A 15,345-nucleotide genomic window follows, 5' to 3' on the forward strand; every position below is an offset into this window, starting at 1 on the left:
CGCGTCGGCGTACCCGGGGGCCCGCCGGCTGACGGCGGCCGTCCACCGGGAGCTGCCCGGTGTCCGCGTCCAGGCCTGGCTCGGCGACAAGCTGGCCAGTGAGGGCCCCGAGGGACTGCGTCTCGACCGCCCGGCCACCCGCGCCGCGATCCTCGCCTCCACCCGCGCCGTCCTCGCCGCCGGTTTCCAGGGCGCGCACTTCGACCTGGAACCGCTGCACTCCGGCGACCGCGACTACCTCGGCCTCCTCGACGACCTGCGCGACCTCACCCACGCCCGGGGCGCCGTCCTCTCCGTCGCCGCCCACCAGATCGACCCGCTGCCCGCGTTCCACTCCTTCTGGGGTGCCACCACCGGCCACCCCAAGTGGTGGTCGCAGGAGTACTTCGGGCAGGTGGCCCGCCGCGTGGACCAGATCGCCGTCATGTCGTACGACACCATGCAGCCGCTGCAGAGCCTGTACGGCGGCTATGTGGCGCAGCAGACCAGCCTCGCCCTGGAGGTCACCCCCGACGGCACCGACCTGCTGATGGGCCTGCCCTTCTACCACGAGAACCGGTTCGGGCACTGGGCGCACGCCGAGACCGTCCCGGCGGCTGTACGGGGCGTACGGCTGGGCCTGTCCCGCACGGACGCGGAACGGCGGGCCTTCGGCGTCGCCCTCTACGTGGACTTCGCGGCCACCGAGGCGGACTGGCGGGCCTACCGGGAGGACTGGGCGGCTACGCCCCCGACCGCCTCCTGATCTTCGAGCCCAGCCACACCAGCGGGTCGTACTTGCGGTCGACCGCGCGTTCCTTCAGCGGGATCAGGGCGTTGTCGGTGATCCGGATGCCCTCGGGACAGACCTCCGTGCAGCACTTGGTGATGTTGCAGTAGCCGAGGCCGTGCTCGTCCTGGGCGGTGCGCCCGCGGTCGAGGCCGGCCCGGGCCGCCGCGTCCAGCGGGTGCATGTCGAGTTCGGCGACCCGCATCAGGTACCGGGGCCCGGCGAACGCCTGCTTGTTGTCCTCGTGGTCGCGCACTACGTGGCAGGTGTTCTGGCACAGGAAGCACTCGATGCACTTGCGGAACTCCTGCGGGCGGTCCACGTCCTCCTGGAACATGCGGTACTCGCCGGGTCCCAGGCCGGGGGGCGGCACGAACGCCGGGATCTCCCTGGCCTTGCGGTAGTTGAAGCCGACGTCCGTCACCAGGTCCCGGACCACGGGGAAGGCGCGCAGCGGGGTGATGGTGACGGTCTCCCCGGGGTCGAAGACCGACATGCGGGTCATGCACATCAGCCGCGGCCGGCCGTTGATCTCCGCCGAGCACGAACCGCACTTGCCCGCCTTGCAGTTCCAGCGCACGGCCAGGTCGGGTGCCTGGGTGGCCTGGAGGCGGTGGACGATGTCCAGGACCACCTCGCCGTCGTTCACCTCGACCGTGAAGTCCTTCAGGCCGCCGCCCTGTCCGTCGCCCCGCCACACCTTGAAGCGGGCTTCGTGGCTGCTCACTCGTACAGCTCCTCTTCGGCCAGGTACTTGACCAGCTCCTCCTTCTCGAAGAGGGCGAGCAGGTCCGGGCGGATGGGGGCGGTGGTCTCACGGCTGAGGCGGATCTGCCCCCGGGCGGGGTCGGCCGCGGCGAGGCCGCCGGACGGGTCGGCCAGGGTGCACAGCAGGTTCACGTTGCGCCAGGCCCGGTCCATCGCCGGATGGTCCTCACGGGTGTGCCCGCCGCGCGACTCGGTGCGCTCCAGCGCGGCCCGGGCCACGCACTCGCTGACCAGCAGCATGTTCCTCAGGTCGAGGGCGAGGTGCCAGCCGGGGTTGAACTGGCGGTGGCCCTCGACACCGGCCCGCCGGGCCCGGACCCGCAGCTCGGCCAGCTTGTGCAGGGCCTGCTCCATCTCGCTCTCCCGGCGGATGATGCCCACCAGGTCGTTCATGGTCTGCTGGAGTTCCTGGTGCAGGGTGTAGGGGTTCTCCGGGGGGCCCGCCGCGCCGCCGTGCGCCTCCGCGGAGAAGGGGCGCAGGGCCTCCGCCGCGGCCGTGTCGACCTGGGAGTCGTCCACCGCCGGCCGCCGGTACGCCAGCCCCTGCGCGTACTCGGCCGCGTGCCGGCCGGCGCGCCGGCCGAAGACCAGCAGGTCGGACAGGGAGTTGCCGCCGAGCCGGTTGGAGCCGTGCATGCCGCCGGCCACCTCGCCGGCCGCGTACAGCCCCGGCACCCCGCGGGCCGCCGCCGTGTCGGAGTCGACCGCGATGCCGCCCATGACGTAGTGGCAGGTCGGCCCGACCTCCATCGCCTCGGCCGTGATGTCGACGTCCGCCAGCTCCTTGAACTGGTGGTACATCGACGGCAGCCGGCGCCGGATCACCTCGGCGGGCATCCGGGTGGACACGTCCAGGAAGACCCCGCCGTGCGGGGAGCCCCGGCCCGCCTTGACCTCGGCGTTGATCGCGCGGGCCACCTCGTCGCGGGGGAGGAGTTCGGGCGGGCGCCGGTTGTGGTCCGGGTCCTCGTACCACCGGTCGGCCTCCTCCTCCGACTCGGCGTACTTGTCCTTGAAGACGTCCGGGACGTAGTCGAACATGAACCGCTCGCCCCCGGAGTTGCGCAGCACCCCGCCGTCCCCGCGCACCGACTCGGTGACGAGGATGCCCTTGACCGACGGCGGCCAGACCATGCCGGTCGGGTGGAACTGCACGAACTCCATGTTCAGCAGGGGCGCGCCCGCGAGCAGCGCCAGCGCGTGGCCGTCGCCGGTGTACTCCCACGAGTTCGACGTGACCTTGAAGGACTTGCCGATGCCGCCCGTCGCGATCACCACGGCGGGGGCTTCCAGGACGAGGAAGCGGCCGCTCTCGCGCTCGTAGGCGAAGACGCCCGAGACACAATCGCCGTCCTTGAGGACCCGGGTGACCGTGCACTCCTGGAAGACCTTCAGCCGGGACTCGTAGTCCCCGCTCTCCGCGAAGTCCTGCTGCTGGAGCGCGACGGTCTTCTGCTGGAGCGTGCGGATCAGCTCCAGGCCGGTGCGGTCGCCCACATGGGCCAGCCGCGGGTACTCGTGGCCGCCGAAGTTGCGCTGCGAGATCCGGCCGTCCTTCGTCCGGTCGAACAGCGCGCCCCAGGTCTCCAGTTCCCACACCCGGTCCGGGGCCTCCTGGGCGTGCAGCTCGGCCATCCGCCACTGGTTGAGGAACTTGCCGCCGCGCATGGTGTCGCGGAAGTGCACCTGCCAGTTGTCGTGCTCGTTGGCGTTGGCCATGGCCGCCGCGATGCCGCCCTCGGCCATCACGGTGTGCGCCTTGCCGAACAGCGACTTGCAGATCACCGCCGTACGGGCGCCGCCCTCGCGCGCCTCGATCGCGGCCCGCAGCCCGGCGCCGCCGGCACCGACCACGACGACGTCCCACTCCTGCCGGTCCACCACGGACATCAGAAGGCCTCACTCATCAGAAGAATCTCGGATCGTCGAAGACCCCGGACGCGACGAGGTAGACGTAGAAGTCGGCGAGCGCCACGCTCAGCAGCGACGCCCACGCCAGCTGCATGTGGCGGGCGTTGAGCTTCCCGACGAACTGCCACGCCCGGTAGCGCACCGGGTGTTTCGAGAAGTGCTTGAGCTTGCCGCCGACGATGTGCCGGCAGGAGTGGCAGGAGAGGGTGTACGTCCAGATCAGCACGATGTTGGCCAGGAAGACCAGGGTGCCCAGGCCCATGTGGCCCCAGCGGTAGTGCGGGTCCCGGAAGGCCAGCACCGTGTCGTACGTGAGGACGCCGGCCACCAGCAGGGCGGCGTAGAAGAAGTACCGGTGGACGTTCTGCAGGATCAGCGGGAAGCGGGTCTCGCCGCTGTAGGAGCGGTGCGGCTCGGCCACCGCGCAGGCGGGCGGGGAGGCCCAGAAGGCCCGGTAGTACGCCTTGCGGTAGTAGTAGCAGGTCAGCCGGAAGCCGAGCGGGAAGATCAGGATGATGACGGCCGGGGAGATCGCCCACCAGCTGCCGAAGAGGTCGGCGTTGGGCCCGGCGCGCATGGTCCGGCAGTTCTCCGCCAGGCACGGCGAGTAGAACGGCGAGACGTAGGGCGCCGCGTAGTAGTGGGCGTTCGCGAAGGCCCGCCAGGTGGAGTAGAGGACGAACGCGAGCAGACCGGCCGCGGTGCCGGCGGGTGCCAGCCACCAGCGGTCGGTCCGCAGGTGCGGGGCGGCGATCGCGGCGCGCGTACGGCCGCGCACGCCACCGCCGTCGTATCGGGGTTCCGTACCAGTGGCCACGTCTAGGACTCCGGTCGGTAGGGGTGGCGTGGTTCAGGGGGCGCGGCGGTCGCGGGCGCCCAGTCCCTCGTCGTCCGAGTCCGTCCACAGGGTGATGTCGTAGGGCGCGTCGGAGATGGTGACGAGGTCGGGCCGGTGCGACGCGATCGGGCTGGCGGCCGCCTCCCGCAGCAGTGCCAGGCTCTCGCGCAGGTGGTCGGCGTCCAGCCGCACCCGGCGTATCTCCAGCCCTGAGCCGCCGAGCCGGTGTTCCAGCTGGCCCAGCGACCGGTGGAGGTCGTCGAGGCAGCGCTGTACGGCGTTGATGTCGTCGTGCACGGACATGACTTGCCCTCGCTTCCGCGGGTCCGGCGGGCCATGGGCGGCAACGTGCATGCGCCTTGGAGTGTTGCGCCTCTCGCCCGCCGGTGTGAAGGGATGTGCAGCGATTGGCCGGAGCGCACGGGTGCATCGCCCGGTGTGTTGCGCCGCACGGGTGGGCTTACCGGCTGTCGTCGCCGTGTCGCCCGCTGTTGCCGGATCCTTTCCTCTTCAGTGGCCGCATAGATCTGATCAGCTCCATATACCGCCGAACGTGATCAGCTCCGAATACCGACAAATGCGAGCATAAGGCCCGTGGCTTCCCGGAGGTAGCAGAGATGTCCTACGACGGTGTCGGGCAGCGCCCCGAAGCGGCGCGGGGAACCGCGCGACGAGCCACGACACACGCGCAACCGGGCGGCGGCACCGCGTGGCGGCCCGGGCGGCGGCACCTGCGGAGCACCCTCGCCCTCCTCGGCGCGGGCGCCCTCGCCGTCCCCCTGCTCACCGGCTGCGCCGAGGACGAGAAGGCCAGCGCCCCGCTCGCCCCGCAGGACATCGCCCCGGTCGCCCGGGACCTGGTCGCCGACGGCGGCACGCTGAAATGGGCCGTGGACGCCGTACCGGAGACCCTGAACACCTTCCAGGCCGACGCCGACGCCGGCACCACCCGGATCGCCCAGGCCGTGCTGCCGTCCCTGTACCGGCTGGACGCGGCCGGCAAGCCGGTGGCCGACCCCGCCTACCTGGAGTCGGCCGAGGTCATCGAGACCGAGCCGCGCCAGGTGGTGCTGTACAAGCTGAACCAGCAGGCCGTCTGGAGCGACGGCCGGGAGATCGGCGCCGCCGACTTCGTCGCCCAGTGGCGCGCCCTGTCCGGGCGGAACAGCGCCTACTGGACCGCCCGCAACGCCGGCTACGACCGCATCGCCAAGATCGAGCGCGGCGCCAACGACCTCCAGGTCCGGGTCACCTTCTCGCGCCCCTACGCCGACTGGCGGTCGCTGTTCTCCCCGCTGTACCCGAAGGACGTCATGGGCAGCCCGGACGCCTTCAACGACGGCGCCCGCCGCAAGCTGAAGGTCACCGCCGGACCCTTCAAGGTCGAGAAGGTCGACACCGCCGCGAAGGACGTCGTCCTCACCCGCAACCCGCGCTGGTGGGGCAAGCCCGCCAAGCTCAACGAGATCGTGCTGCACGCCGTGACCCGCGACAAGCGGGCCGCCGCGCTCGCCGACGGCAGCGTGGACCTCGCCGACATCGACTCCTCCGACGCCCAGCGGATCGGCCTCGCCCACCGGGCGAAAGGCACCGGCACCCCGCTGCAGGGCGCCGGGGGCAAGACCTCCGTGAAGAAGCTGCGTGCCTGGGCGCTCGCCCACGGCCTCGACTCCGACCAGGTGCACGCCGGCAAGAAGAAGCTCCGCAAGGCCATCACCCGCTACCTGGAGCAGCAGCAGGCGCTGCGCGACGTCGAGGTGCGCAAGTCCCTGGAGCCGGCCTACACCCAGCTCGCCCTCAACGGCTCCACCGGCCCGCTCGCCGACGAACGGGTCCGCCGGGCCGTGGCCCGGGCCCTGGACCGCGTGGAGCTGGCCCGGCTGGTGCTCACCCCGCTGGGGCTGCCCGCCGTCCCCGTCGGCAGCCACCTCGCCCTGTCCGGGCAGGCCGCCTACGCCGACGACAGCGGCGCGATCGGCGGTCAGGACGCCAAGGAGGCGCAGGCGCTGCTCGCCGACGCCGGCTGGGTGCGCGGCGGCCCGCTGAAGGAGCAGAAGAAGGCCGAGAAGGCGGCCGGCCCCGAGCACGGCGGGCACGACGGCGAGGACGCCTCGGAGGGCGGCAAGGACGGCGAGTACATCGTCGGGGAGGACGACGACAAGGGGCGCGCCGACGGGCCGGGCGGCGACCAGGGCGGCACGGACGGCGACGGCAAGGGCAGGCGGCACGAGCCGGCCGGCGACCAGCGCGAGCACGGCGACCAGCACCTCGCCCAGGAGGGCAAGCACGGCGGCGCGCCCGGCGCGTACGCCCCGAAGGGCACGGCCGCCCCGGCCGCCGCGCCGGCCGGCCCGCTCGCCAAGGACGGCAAGCCGCTCGCGCTGCGCTTCGTGCTGCCCTCCGGGCCCGGCTCGCAGACCCTGAACACGGTCGCCGAGCGGATCTCGGCGATGCTGGAGCAGATCGGCATGCGGACCACGATCACGAAGGTCTCCGACGAGAGCTACTTCAAGGACCACATCGCCGCCGGCGACTACGACCTCGCGCTGTACTCCTGGCCGTCCTCGGCCTTCCCGGCGACCGACGCCCGGCCGATCTACGCCAAGCCGGTCCCGGCGGCGGACGGCTCGGTGAACGTCGAGCAGAACTACACGCGGGTCGGAACCGACCAGGTCGACCAGCTCTTCGACGAGGCCGCGACCACGCTGGACGAGGACGAGGCGCGCGACCTGATCCGGAAGGCGGATACGCGGATCTGGGCGGCGGCCGGATCCATCCCGCTGTACCAGCGGCCCCAGCTGGTGGGTGCGCGGAAGAGCCTGGTCAACGCGGGTGCGTTCGGGTTCCAGACACCGGTCTACGAGGACATGGGCTTCCTGAAGAAGGGGGCGAAGGTGCCGGCCGCCGGGCCCAAGGGCTAGCGGCCCGGCGAGCCCCGGCTGAAAAGGCCACGTACGATGGGGTGAGGCCGTGGCGTGTCCAGCCCGGCAGGGCCCGCGCGACACGGACGTACGCGCAGGGCGATCCTCACACTTCCGGGAGTACGGCAGCTTATGGCCACGCGCCACGACATCCGCAACGTCGCCATCGTCGCTCACGTCGACCACGGCAAGACCACCATCGTCGACGGCATGCTCAAGCAGGCCGGCGCGTTCGCCGCCCACCAGCTCGACTCGGTCGACGACCGCATGATGGACTCGAACGACCTGGAGCGTGAGAAGGGCATCACGATCCTCGCCAAGAACACGGCGGTGAAGTACCACCCCAAGGACGGCGGGGACCCGATCACCATCAACATCATCGACACCCCCGGCCACGCCGACTTCGGCGGCGAGGTCGAGCGCGGTCTGTCGATGGTCGACGGTGTCGTGCTGCTGGTGGACGCCTCGGAGGGCCCGCTGCCGCAGACCCGCTTCGTGCTGCGCAAGGCGCTCCAGCAGCGCCTGCCCGTCATCCTGTGCATCAACAAGACGGACCGCCCCGACTCCCGGATCGACGAGGTCGTCAACGAGACCTACGACCTCTTCCTCGACCTGGACGCGGACGAGGAGCAGATCGAGTTCCCGATCGTCTACGCCTGCGGCCGTGACGGCATCGCGTCGCTGACCAAGCCGGAGAACGGCACGGTCCCGGCCGACTCCACCAGCCTGGAGCCGTTCTTCTCCACGATCCTGGAGCACATCCCGGCCCCGACCTTCGACGAGGACGCCCCGCTCCAGGCCCACGTCACCAACCTGGACGCCGACAACTTCCTCGGCCGTATCGCGCTGCTCCGCGTCGAGCAGGGCGAGCTGCGCAAGGGCCAGACGGTCGCCTGGATCAAGCGCGACGGCACCATCAGCAATGTCCGCATCAGCGAGCTGATGATGACCGAGGCGCTCACCCGCAAGCCCGCCGAGAAGGCCGGCCCGGGCGACATCTGCGCGGTCGCCGGCATCCCGGACATCATGATCGGCGAGACCCTGGCCGACCCCGAGAACCCGGTCCCGCTGCCGCTGATCACGGTGGACGAGCCCGCGATCTCGATGACGATCGGCACGAACACCTCGCCGCTGGTCGGCCGGGGCGGCACCGGCAAGGGCGCGGACGCGAAGGCGGCCGTGAAGGACCGCAAGGTCACCGCCCGCCAGGTCAAGGACCGCCTGGACCGCGAGCTGATCGGCAACGTCTCGCTGCGGGTGCTGGAGACCGAGCGCCCCGACGCCTGGGAGGTGCAGGGCCGCGGTGAGCTGGCGCTGGCCATCCTGGTCGAGCAGATGCGCCGCGAGGGCTACGAGCTGACCGTCGGCAAGCCGCAGGTCGTCACCAAGGAGATCGACGGCAAGGTCCACGAGCCGGTCGAGCGCATGACGATCGACGTGCCCGAGGAGCACATGGGCGCCGTCACGCAGCTCATGGGCGTCCGCAAGGGCCGCATGGACAACATGTCCAACCACGGCTCCGGCTGGGTGCGCATGGAGTTCGTGGTGCCCTCCCGCGGTCTCATCGGCTTCCGTACCGAGTTCCTGACCCAGACCCGGGGCACGGGCATCGGCCACTCCATCCACGAGGGCTTCGAGCCCTGGTTCGGCAACCTGACGACCCGGAACAACGGCTCCCTGGTCGCCGACCGCTCCGGCGCCGTCACCGCGTTCGCGATGACGAACCTCCAGGAGCGCGGCGTGCTCTTCGTGGAGCCGGGCACCGAGGTGTACGAGGGCATGATCGTCGGCGAGAACTCCCGCTCCGACGACATGGACGTCAACATCACCAAGGAGAAGAAGCTCACGAACATGCGGTCGTCGTCGGCCGACTCGTTTGAGGCGATCGTGCCGCCGCGCAAGCTGTCGCTGGAGCAGTCGCTGGAGTTCTGCCGCGACGACGAGTGCGTCGAGGTGACCCCGGAGGCCGTTCGCATCCGCAAGGTCGTCCTCGACCAGCGTGAGCGTGCCCGCTCCGCGAGCCGCGCCAAGCACGGCTGATCTCCCGGCACTTGAAGCCCGGGTGTCCCCACGGTGGGGGCACCCGGGCTTTTTGCAACCCGTTTTCGGCAGCCCTCCGTCCGGCATCCGGAGTCCGCTGCCCGATAGCTATGTAACACGTCCGTTTCGCGCCTTCTTCCGGCGAACCGTTTGTCCAAATTTCGGAAGGCGCGGGCGCGAGCTGTGACTGAATTGAGATCTGCGGGCAGTGGTCGGTAGTCGACCGATGGCAGATAGTTAGCCGCGTAACGCTCGGGTCAATGGGTCTCGCGCTGTGGGGACAGCGCCGACTCACGAGCACCAGGGGGTGTCTGACCCTCCGTCAGGGGTGTCGGAGGGTGGACGGAAACCCCCCTCTCATCGGTGAACACGTGAAGTCATGAGGAGGGAACCCCAGTAACTACGCGCGTCCGACTGCGGTCACGCGCGTCCTCGGAGTACGCGGGCACCTCTCACACTCATACCTGTGAAACGGACGAACCGTGACAAGTCCTATCGATGTCGAGGGCGGCGGGGATTCTGTCGTCGTCGACGGCGCACCAGGGCCGCAGACGGGGACCGAAGCCGTCACGCTCACGGGCCGGTCCCCCGGCCGGCTGATGTGGCTGCGCTTCCGACGCGACCGCACCGGCGTCATCTGCGCCGTCGTGGTGATCGGCTACTTCGCCGTCGCCCTGCTCGCGCCGCTCCTCGTCAAGCTGCCGGGCACCAACCCGTACACCCTGTACGGCCAGGACCCCACCTATGCCGACAAGCCGGTCCTCGACGAATTCGGGCTCCCGCTCGGCTACCTGGGCGGTGTCTCGGGAGACCACTGGTTCGGTGTCGAGCCGCAGTACGGCCGCGACCTCTACGCCATGCTGCTCTACGGCATGCGGACCTCGCTCTACATGGCGCTCGGCATCACCGTCCTCATCATGGTCACCGGTGTCGTGATCGGCCTGGTCGGGGGGTACTTCGGCGGTCGTACGGACTACTGGATCGGCCGGGGCACCGACTTCTTCCTCTCCTTCCCGCAACAGCTGTTCTTCATCGCCTTCATGCCCGTCGTGACGTCGTTCTTCGTGGACCCGCGCGAGGCGACGCCGACCTACTTCCGTGCCCTGGCCATGCTCATCGTGCTGTGGCTGCTGGGCTGGATGGGCATGGCCCGGCTGGTGCGGTCGACCGTACTGTCCCTGCGCGAACGGGAGTTCGTGGAGGCGGCCAAGGTCTCGGGTGCCTCCCCGTGGCGGATCGTGCGCAAGGAGATCCTGCCCAACGTCGTCACCCCGATCCTGGTGCAGTTCACGTACCAGCTGCCCAGCACCATCCTCAGCATCGCCTTCCTGTCCTTCGCCGGTGTCGGGTTCGTCGAGCCGACGCCCGACTGGGGACGCCTCTTCGCCGCCGGCGCCCGGTACGCGGAGCAGGACCCGGCGTTCATGTTCTTCCCCGGGGTGGCGCTGGTGATCTTCGTCCTGTGCTTCAACCTCCTCGGGGACTCCGTACGGGACGCGTTCGACCCCAAGTCCGGGCGGTAGGGCGTCCGTTGGGTGGGGGGTGGCTGCCGCCCCCGCCGGCCCGCGCGGCCGGCGCCCGGCAGATCTCACGGACAACAACCGACAGGTAGGTGGATTCGCCACATGATCTCTCATCGCGCCCGCGGAGCGCGCGCCGTCGTGATCGCCCTCGCGGCCGGCTCCCTGGCCCTGACGGCCTGCTCGAAGAACGAGGGCGGCCCGTCCGGCAAGGACTCCAAGAAGGACCAGAAGGAAGCGGCGGTCCAGTCGAAGGCGGTCACCTATGTCGACGCCGCCGGATCGACCGGACCCGCGAAGGACGTGCCCGGCGCCAGGCCGGGCGGCACGATCACCGTGTACCAGGAGGCGGGCCTGTCCCACCTGGATCCCGGCCAGATCTACGTCTCCGACGCCGGCCAGGTCGCCAATCTGCTCTTCCGCCGCCTGACCCAGTTCCAGGAGGACGACCAGGGCGACGTGTCCGTCGCCGGTGACCTCGCCACCGACTCCGGCAAGTCCTCCGACGGCGGCAGGACCTGGACGTTCACGCTGAAGGACGGGATCAAGGACGAGAACGGCAACCCCATCACATCGTCCGACGTCCGGCACAGCATCGAGCGCCTGTACGCGAAGTTCATCTTCGACGGCCCCACCTACCTGCAGACCTGGCTGAGCGGCGCCGACTACCGCAAGGCCCTGCCCGGCGGCGGCTTCGACGGCAAGCACCTGCCGGCCTCCGTCCTGGACACCCCGGACGCCAGGACCGTCGTCTTCCACTTCGACCAGCCGCGTCCGGACCTGCCGCAGACCCTGGCCATGGCCGGCTATGCCGTCGTCCCGGCGAAGGGCGACACCAAGGAGCGGTACGAGAAGAAGCCGGTGGCCACCGGACCGTACAAGATCGCCGAGAACAAGGTCGGCAAGACCCTGAAGCTGGTGAGGAACACCAACTGGGACCCGAAGACCGACTCCGTGCGCCACCAGTACGTCGACGGCTTCACCATCCAGTTCGGCGTCACCGAGTCCACCCAGACCAAGCGTCTGATCGCCGACGAGGGCGACAACAAGAACGCCATCCAGCTCACCAACGGCGTCGAGGCCACGCAGATCCAGGACGTCATCAACAACCCGGGGGCCAGCAAGCGCACGGTCAAGGGCTACCAGCCTTATGTCATGTGCCTGACCTTCAACCTCGACCGGGTCAAGGACAAGAGGGTGCGCGAGGCCGTCACCTACGCGGTCAACTCCAAGTCCCTCATCGCCGGCGAGGGCGGTGCCTACGGCGGTGACGTCGCGCCGAACTACTTCGCGCCGACGCTGCCCGGCTACGAGCCGGCCTACGACCCCTACGGCCGGCTGAAGAACCCGCAGGGCAACATCGCCAAGGCCAAGGAGATCCTCAAGGGCGTCCCGGCCGCCGAGAAGAAGATCGTGTTCGCCTACGCCAACAGCGAGGCCGGCCAGAAGCGCAAGGTCGCCGTCGAGGACGCCCTGACCAAGGTCGGGTTCGACGTCGTCGCCAAGGAGGTCGACTCGGCGAGCTATTACGAGCAGATCGGCAAGCTGAAGAACCCGTACGACGCCTACATCACCGGCTGGGGCCAGGACTGGCCGTCCCCGGGCACGGTCGTCACCCCGATCTACGACGGCTCGCAGGTCGCCAACGGCTCCGCGAACTACTCGCACGTCAAGGACGACAAGGTCGACGCCCTCATCAAGAAGGCGCTGACGCAGAACCCGGCCGAGGCGGCCAAGACCTGGAAGGAAGCGCACCACTACCTGCTGGAGAACGTCATCCCGGCGGCCCCGCTGTGGTACACGAAGCAGTTCCAGATCTCCGGCTCCCACGTGGGCGGTGCCCGCTACGGCTCGGTGTCCAGCCTCATCGACATCACCCGGCTGTACCTGAAGCCGTGATCCGCGGCTGACGACGGGGGTGCGCCCGGACCACGGGCGCGCCCCCGCTCCGAGCGCACCCACCCACCGTCTGTCGCAGAGAGCCAGCCCGCCATGCTTCAGTTCATCGTCCGGCGCACGCTCGGCGCCTTCGTCACGCTCTTCCTCATCGGCGCGGCGACCTTCTTCCTCTTCGTGGCCGCACCCTCCGACTACGCCTCCCTGGCCTGCGGCAAGGACTGCTCGCCCCAGCGGCTGGCGGACATCCGGGAGGCCCTCGGGCTCAACCTGCCCCTCGCCCAGCAGTTCTGGGAGTTCATGACCGGCATCGTGACGGGCCGTGACTTCCCGACCGGGCACTGCCCGGCCCCCTGCCTGGGCGTGTCGTTCTACTCGGGGGACATGGTGTGGAGCACGATCATGGACCGGTTCCCGCTGACCCTCACCCTGACCGCCGGCGGTGCGATCGTCTTCCTCCTCATCGGCGTCGGCACGGGCATGATCGCCGCGTACCGGCGCGGCACGATGGTCGACAAGGTCGCCACCGGCGCGTCCATGGTGCTCAGCTCCTTCCAGATCTACTTCCTCGGCCCGGTCGTGCTGACGATCCTCGTCTACGGCACCGGCTGGATGGAGGACCCCAAGTACGTGCCGTTCACCGAGGACCCGGTCGGCTGGTTCACCGGGATGTCGATCCCGGTGTGCGTGATGGCCACCATCTTCACCGCGCAGTACACCCGTATGGCGCGCTCATCGATGATCGAGCAGCTCGCCGAGGACCACGTGCGCACCGCCCGCGCCAAGGGCATGTCACGCAGGTACGTCTTCCTGCGCTACGCCTGGCGCGGCTCGCTCATTCCGATCGTCACCGTGCTCGGCATCGACGTCAGCTCCATGCTGGGCGGTGCCGTCGTCACCGAACTGACCTTCTCCCTGCAGGGGATCGGCCGGCTCGCCGTGGACGGCGCGGTCAACAAGGACCTCCCGCTGACGATGGGGGTCATGCTGTTCGGCGCCTTCTTCATCCTCGCCATCAACATCCTGACCGACATCACCTACGCGTGGATCGACCCGCGCATCCGGCTCTCCTAGGAAGAACCAGCCATCGTGACCACAGAGACCAAGGCAGAGGGCGCACCGGCCCCGGCCGGGCCGGGCGTATTCCTCTCGGTGCGCGATCTCCAGGTGACGTTCTCCACCGAGGACGGCCCGGTCAGGGCCGTCGACGGACTCTCCTTCGACCTGCGGCGCGGGAGGACCCTCGGCATCGTGGGCGAGTCGGGCTCGGGCAAGTCCGTCACCAACCTGACCGTGCTCGGACTGCACGACCCGCTGTTCACGACGGTCGACGGGGAGATCGTCCTCGACGGCAAGGAACTCATCACCGCCACTGAGAAGGAGATGGAGAAGCTCCGCGGCGACCGGGTGGCGATGATCTTCCAGGACCCGCTGACCGCGCTGTCGCCCTTCTACACCATCGGCCGGCAGATCGCCGAGCCGTACATGAAGCACACCGGCGCCTCGAAGAAGGCCGCCTGGGAACGGGCCGTGGAGATGCTCGCCAAGGTCGGCATCCCCCATCCCGCGGAGCGCGTCCGCGACTACCCGCACCAGTTCTCCGGGGGGATGCGCCAGCGCGCCATGATCGCCATGGCGCTGGTCTGCGACCCGGACCTGCTGATCGCCGACGAGCCGACCACGGCACTGGACGTGACCGTGCAGGCCCAGATCCTGGACCTGCTCAAGGACCTCCAGCGGGAGTTCGGCACGGCGATCGTCTTCATCACCCACGACCTCGGCGTCATCGCCGACATGGCCGACGACATCATGGTCATGTACGCGGGCCGGGCGGTGGAACGCGGCACGGTGGACGAGGTCCTGCGCTCCCCGCAGCACCCGTACACCTGGGGCCTGCTGAACTCCATGCCCCGGCTGGACTCCGACCTCGGCACCCCGCTCTCGCCCATCCCCGGCACCCCGCCGAGCCTGCTCACCCCGCCGTCCGGCTGCCGCTTCCATCCCCGGTGCACCTTCCGGGACCGGGTCGGCGGCGACCGCTGCACCACCGAGCGTCCCCCGCTGACGCCCGACCGCTCCTCGGCGTGCCATCTGAGCGCGGAGCAGAAGCGCACCATCTTCGTGGAAGAGATCAGGCCCCGACTGGGCTGAGAGGACAACCGTCATGACAGAGGACCTGGTCCTCCCCACCACCGGCGAGCCCGTCGAGGACGAGGTGCCGGAGCCGCTGCTGAAGGTCTCGGGGCTGGTCAAGCACTTCCCGGTCAAGGGCGGCTTCCCCATCAAGCGGACGGTCGGCGCCGTGCAGGCCGTCGACGGCCTCGACCTGACCGTGCACGCGGGGGAGAGCTTCGGCCTGGTCGGCGAGTCGGGCTGCGGCAAGTCGACCACCGGCCGGCTCATCACCCGCCTGCTGGAACCGACCCGTGGCACGATCACCTACCGCGGGCAGGACATCAGCCACGCCACCCGCAGGCAGCTGGCACCGATCCGCTCCGAGATCCAGATGATCTTCCAGGATCCGTACTCCTCGCTGAACCCGCGGCAGACGGTCGGCAAGATCATCTCCGGTCCGATGGAGATCAACGGCATCGACCCGCCCGGTGGCCGGGAGAAGCGCGTGCGCGAGCTGCTGGAGACCGTCGGTCTCAACCCCGAGCACTACAACCGCTTCCCGCACGA

Annotated in this window: 12 protein-coding genes; 8 read left to right on the forward strand and 4 right to left on the reverse strand. The window is 69.9% G+C overall.

The window, feature by feature from the left end:
- Positions 1-745: hypothetical protein (locus tag IE312_RS42790; RefSeq protein WP_229900691.1), on the forward strand; the 745-nt coding region annotated here is incomplete at its 5' end.
- On the opposite strand, the gene IE312_RS32115 is transcribed toward IE312_RS42790, so the two are convergent.
- Genes IE312_RS32115 through IE312_RS32130 form a run of 4 tightly spaced genes read right to left on the reverse strand, consistent with a single transcriptional unit; the run spans position 723 to position 4,589 of the window.
- A complete protein-coding gene (locus IE312_RS32115; RefSeq protein WP_189985766.1) occupies positions 723-1,496 on the reverse strand; it encodes a succinate dehydrogenase/fumarate reductase iron-sulfur subunit in 774 nt (257 codons plus the stop codon). The genes IE312_RS42790 and IE312_RS32115 overlap by 23 nt on opposite strands.
- Complete coding sequence (locus IE312_RS32120) at positions 1,493-3,427, reverse strand: fumarate reductase/succinate dehydrogenase flavoprotein subunit (protein ID WP_189985767.1); 1,935 nt, start codon at positions 3,425-3,427, stop codon at positions 1,493-1,495. The genes IE312_RS32115 and IE312_RS32120 overlap by 4 nt, the downstream gene beginning before the upstream one ends.
- 16 nt (positions 3,428-3,443) lie before the next feature.
- A complete protein-coding gene (sdhC, locus tag IE312_RS32125) occupies positions 3,444-4,265 on the reverse strand; it encodes a succinate dehydrogenase subunit SdhC (RefSeq protein ID WP_189985768.1) in 822 nt (273 codons plus the stop codon).
- Between the two features lie 33 nt (positions 4,266-4,298).
- Positions 4,299-4,589, reverse strand: a complete 291-nt coding sequence (locus IE312_RS32130) for an Rv0250c family protein (RefSeq protein ID WP_189985769.1) — start codon at positions 4,587-4,589, stop codon at positions 4,299-4,301.
- 314 nt (positions 4,590-4,903) lie between these two features.
- Between IE312_RS32130 and IE312_RS32135 the strand changes: the two genes are divergently transcribed.
- From IE312_RS32135 to IE312_RS32165, 7 genes are all read left to right on the forward strand, one after another.
- On the forward strand, positions 4,904-7,207 hold the full coding sequence (locus IE312_RS32135; protein ID WP_189985770.1) for an ABC transporter family substrate-binding protein: 2,304 nt from the start codon (positions 4,904-4,906) through the stop codon (positions 7,205-7,207).
- Between the two features lie 132 nt (positions 7,208-7,339).
- Positions 7,340-9,247 (forward strand): translational GTPase TypA, encoded by a 1,908-nt coding sequence (gene typA / locus IE312_RS32140; protein ID WP_189985771.1) that lies wholly within the window; start codon positions 7,340-7,342, stop codon positions 9,245-9,247.
- A 482-nt stretch (positions 9,248-9,729) separates the two neighbouring features.
- Positions 9,730-10,770 (forward strand): ABC transporter permease, encoded by a 1,041-nt coding sequence (locus tag IE312_RS32145; RefSeq protein WP_189985772.1) that lies wholly within the window; start codon positions 9,730-9,732, stop codon positions 10,768-10,770.
- Between the two features lie 102 nt (positions 10,771-10,872).
- Positions 10,873-12,666: an ABC transporter substrate-binding protein gene (locus tag IE312_RS32150; protein ID WP_189985773.1), complete on the forward strand. Its 1,794-nt coding sequence runs from the start codon at positions 10,873-10,875 to the stop codon at positions 12,664-12,666.
- Between the two features lie 93 nt (positions 12,667-12,759).
- On the forward strand, positions 12,760-13,737 hold the full coding sequence (locus IE312_RS32155; protein ID WP_189985774.1) for an ABC transporter permease: 978 nt from the start codon (positions 12,760-12,762) through the stop codon (positions 13,735-13,737).
- Positions 13,738-13,752: 15 nt separating this feature from the next.
- Entirely contained in the window at positions 13,753-14,814 is a 1,062-nt protein-coding gene (locus IE312_RS32160) for an ABC transporter ATP-binding protein (protein WP_189985775.1), read from the forward strand.
- Between the two features lie 13 nt (positions 14,815-14,827).
- Positions 14,828-15,345, forward strand: a 518-nt coding sequence (locus IE312_RS32165) for an ATP-binding cassette domain-containing protein (RefSeq protein WP_189985776.1), incomplete at its 3' end; no start/stop codon positions are given.

Origin of the sequence: Streptomyces capoamus, assembly GCF_014654935.1 — a bacterium.
Lineage (GTDB): Bacteria > Actinomycetota > Actinomycetes > Streptomycetales > Streptomycetaceae > Streptomyces > Streptomyces capoamus.